This window comes from Stenotrophomonas pictorum JCM 9942 (assembly GCF_001310775.1).
In the GTDB taxonomy this organism is placed as follows: Bacteria; Pseudomonadota; Gammaproteobacteria; order Xanthomonadales; family Xanthomonadaceae; genus Stenotrophomonas; species Stenotrophomonas pictorum.
This window is the reverse complement of sequence record NZ_BAZI01000253.1, coordinates 1-3,940: the sequence shown is the minus strand read 5'-3', so window position 1 is coordinate 3,940 and position 3,940 is coordinate 1. Positions and strand designations below refer to the sequence as shown.

The 3,940-nt window shown below is 67.0% G+C and carries 3 protein-coding genes and 1 pseudogene; 1 reads left to right on the top strand and 3 read right to left on the bottom strand.

The annotated features are described in order from the left end of the window. From panE to JCM9942_RS11850, 3 genes are all read right to left on the bottom strand, one after another. Positions 1-978, bottom strand: a 978-nt coding sequence (gene panE, locus JCM9942_RS11860; RefSeq protein WP_083468524.1) for a 2-dehydropantoate 2-reductase, incomplete at its 3' end; no start/stop codon positions are given. A gap of 95 nt (positions 979-1,073) precedes the next feature. Further along, complete coding sequence (locus JCM9942_RS11855) at positions 1,074-1,877, bottom strand: ABC transporter permease (protein ID WP_054659894.1); 804 nt, start codon at positions 1,875-1,877, stop codon at positions 1,074-1,076. Further along, the gene (locus JCM9942_RS11850; protein WP_054659892.1) at positions 1,874-2,824 is read right to left on the bottom strand and encodes an ABC transporter ATP-binding protein; all 951 of its coding nucleotides are present in this window, start codon (positions 2,822-2,824) and stop codon (positions 1,874-1,876) included. Before JCM9942_RS11850 ends, JCM9942_RS11855 begins: the two co-directional genes overlap by 4 nt. 138 nt (positions 2,825-2,962) lie before the next feature. Here JCM9942_RS11850 and JCM9942_RS11845 point away from each other — a divergent pair. Next, positions 2,963-3,672: pseudogene (locus JCM9942_RS11845) on the top strand (FAD-binding oxidoreductase). Positions 3,673-3,940 lie beyond the last annotated feature (268 nt).

The window sequence follows — 3,940 nt, the reverse complement described above, 5'->3', positions numbered from 1 at the left end:
CCCAGGATCAGCACCCGCCGTGGCAGCATTCCGGCGGCGGTCATGCGCGCGGTGTGCTTCGTAGGCCTGCAGGTGGCAGTAGGCGGCCTGCAGCAGGGGCGCCGACTGTTCCTGCGCAAGCGCGCGGCCCAGCATGTCGCCGACGATATGCGCCGCTTCCACGCGTTGCCCGGCTTCCAGATCACGCAGCATCGAGGCTTTGATCGGCGAACCTGCCCTGGTCAGCGCGGACAGGGCGATGTCCTGCGCTTTCTGCGGGATCGCCTGGCCGGTGGCGGCGGCCACTGCCAGGCATTCGCCATACAGCGCCTGCATGAACGCGGTGCCATGGTCACTGGCGACGATGCTGCCGACATCGGCACGCATCAGGCAGGTACCGGCGGCCAGCGCGGTCAGGAAGGTGTACTTGATCCACTGCTCCCGGGCGATATCGGCCGAGGCGACATGGTCGATACCGGCCTCCTCGCAGGCCGTGACCAGGGCGGCCACGCGCGTGCTGTCAGCCCCGCCATCGCGCTCGCCGAAGGTCAGCTTGGCCGGCGTGTCCAGATGCAGCACCGCGCCGTCGGCGGCCTTGGTCGCGCTGATGAAGCACAGTCCGCCCAGCACCCGCTCGCGTCCGAAACGTGCATCCAGCGCGGCGTAGTGGTGCAGGCCGTTGAGGATCGGCAGCACGCTGGTGTGTGCGCCGACCGCCGGCGCGATCGCCTCAATCGCGCTGTCCAGGTCGTAGGCCTTGCAGCTGAGGATCACCAGATCGAACGGACGCTCCTGCACGCCGTGCGGTAGCGCATCGGCGGTGACGTGGGCGACCGGGAAAGTGGCATCGCCCAGCGGGCTGCGGATCACCAGGCCATCGCGCTCCAGCTGCGCGGCGCGGCCCGCCCGTACCAGGAAGGTGACATCAAGACCGGCCTGGGCCAGACGTCCGCCAAAGTAGCCGCCGGTACCACCGGCGCCGAGAATCAGGATGCGCATCAGATCGTAAGTCCATCAGCAAGGGGAGGCGGCCATCATAGGAGTGTGCGCGGCGGTCTCAGGTAAAAAGAAGGCGCCTTGCGGCGCCCCCGGGTTCAGCTGCGCAGGCCGACGCCGCGCTTGAGCAGCCACAGTGCCAGCGCGCCGAGCGCGGCGACGAAGCCAAGCATCAGCGCATACGACACCCACAGCGGTACGTCGCTGCTGCCGAGCAGGCCGTAGCGGAAGGCGTTGACCATGTAGAAGATCGGGTTGGCATGGGTCAGCGTCTGCGCCCAGCCCGGCAGCAGGGTGATCGAATAGAACACGCCGCCCAGGTAGGTCAGCGGGGTCAGGATGAAGGTCGGCACGATCGCCACGTCGTCGAACTTCTTGGCATAGACCGCGTTGATGAAGCCGGCCAGCGAGAAGATCGTCGCGCCCAGCAGCACCGTGCTAAGCGTCACCAGCGGATGCGGGATGCGCACCGGGGTGAAGAACATCGCGATCAGCAGCACGATCACGCCCACGGCCATGCCGCGCGCCACTGCACCGGCCACATAGCCGCCGAGGATCACCCAGTTCGGCATCGGGCTGACCAGCAGCTCCTCGATATGGCGGCCGAACTTGGCGCCGAAGAACGAGGAGGAGATGTTGCCGTAGCTGTTCTGGATCACGCTCATCATCACCAGACCCGGCACGATGAACTGCATGTAGCTGTAGCCGCCCATGTCGCCGATTTTCGAGCCGATCAGGCCACCGAAGATCAGGAAGTACAGGGTCATGGTGATCGCCGGCGGCACCAGGGTCTGGCCCCAGATGCGCAGGATGCGGTTGATCTCGCGGCGCACGATGGTGCCCAGTGCCACGCAGTTGCGCGCGCCGGTGGTGGCGGTTTCGGTGTTGGCGGCGGGGGTCATGCGGGGGTCTCCAGGTTGCCGGTCATGCGCACGAACAGCTCTTCCAGGCGGTTGCTCTTGGTGCGCATCGAGCGCACGCGGATGCCGGCGCTGTTGAGCGCGGCGAACACGCGGTTGAGGTCCATCGCGCGCGGCATGTCCATGTCCAGGGTGTGTGCATCGGTGGCGACCAGCGTGGCGCCTTCGATCTGCGGCAGCTGCGCGGGCAGCTCACCGTCGATGTCGAAGATGAAACCTTCCACGTCGAGTTTGGCCAGCAGGTCGCGCATCGGCCCCTGCTCGACGATCCGGCCGTGGTTGATGATGGCCAGGTTGCGGCACAGCTGCTCGGCTTCTTCCAGGTAATGGGTGGTCAGGATGATGGTGGTGCCGGCGGCATTGATCTCCTGCAGCGTCTTCCACATGTCCCGGCGGATCTCGATATCCACCCCGGCGGTGGGTTCGTCCAGGATCAGCAGGCGCGGGCGGGTCATCATCGCGCGGGCGATCATCAGCCGCCGTTTCATGCCGCCGGACAGCGTGCGGCTCATCATCTGCGCCTTGTTCCACAGGTGGGCGCGCCTGAGCTCCTCTTCGGCGCGCACCTCCGCCTCGGCACGTGGAATGCCGTAGAAGCCGGCGTAGTTGACCAGGATGTCGAAGGGCTTCTCGAACAGGTTGAAGTTGATTTCCTGCGGCACCAGCCCGAGCAGGCGCATCGTCGCGCTGCGATTGCTGACCAGATCGGTGCCGAACACCTCCACCTGGCCTTCGCTGAGGTTCACCAGCGAGGAGACGATGCCGATCAAGGTCGACTTGCCGGCGCCGTTGGGGCCGAGCAGGGCGAAGAAATCACCGGGCGCCACTTCCAGCGACACGCCCTTGAGCGCGTGCACGCCGTTGTCGTAGGTCTTGCGGAGGTCGGTCACGCGCAACGCGGGCGCGACGGGGGAGGTTCGGGGGTCCAAGCTTCGGCCTTTGCGCCCGGGTAAAGGCGCCGGATAAGAGCAAGCCGGTATTATAGAAGCCCCTGCGGCGTCAGCCCGGCTACACACTGTTCCCTCCCCGTGCCTGTCCAATTCCCCCTCAAGCTGGTCGGCCGGCGCATGCTCGCGCCGACGGTCGGTCATTACCAGTTCGTCCGCGATGACGGTCAGCCGCTGGATTTCTCGCCCGGCCAGTTCATCCAGATCCATTTCGCCTATGCCGACGGCACCGCCACCAAGCGCAGCTATTCGCTGGCGACCATCCATGACCATGCGATGGGCCCGGGCGAGGCGGTGGAGATCGCAGTCAGCTTCGTGCCCGGCGGCGCGGCCACCGCGCTGTTCGAAGGCTGGAGATCGGCGGGCATCTCAGTGCCAGCGGTCCGTTCGGGCGCTTCTGCCTGCAGCCGGGCGACCACAATGCCCGCTATGTGCTGATTGCCACCGGCACCGGCGTCACGCCCTACCGCTCGATGCTGCCGCAGCTGCGCCAGGCCATCGTCGAACGCGGCGTGGAAGTGGTGCTGCTGCAAGGCGCCCGCACCCCGGCCGAGCTGCTGTACAGCGAGGATTTCAGCGCCTTCGCCGAGGCCACGCCGGGCTTCCGCTATATGCCGTGCCTGTCGCGCGAGCTGCCGGTCGAGCCGCACCCGGACGTGCGTCGCGGCTATGTGCAGCAGCAACTGGCGGAAGTCGCGCCGGATCCGGCGCGTGATATCGCCTACCTGTGCGGCAACCCGGACATGGTCGATGCCTGCGCCGAGGCGTTGAAGGCCGCCGGTCTGGGCAATCCGCAGATCCGCCGCGAGAAGTACGTCAGCAGCAAGTAAGCCGGCCCGGCTGCGGGCAGCGGCGCCACGCGGAATCGCGCCGGCACGGTTCCACCTGTAAAGACTCCTTGACAGCGGGGCGGTGCCGCCCCTATCGTCTGTCAAGCGTCCTTTACAGGGTGGTTGATATGCAGTCCCGTAGGCATTCCCGCACCGCTGTTGTGAACACCGCCCGCGCCTTGGCCGCGCGCCTCCCCTTGCCGGGGCTTGGCGGGGGGGCGCCCGCTGTTGCGATTTTCCGCCTGCGCTGCCGGACGCTGCGCTGATG

Coding starts and splice junctions, on each gene's coding strand:
- JCM9942_RS11855 (WP_054659894.1), bottom strand. CDS start 1,877: ATGACCCCCGCCGCCAACACCGAAACCGCCACCACCGGCGCGCGCAAC.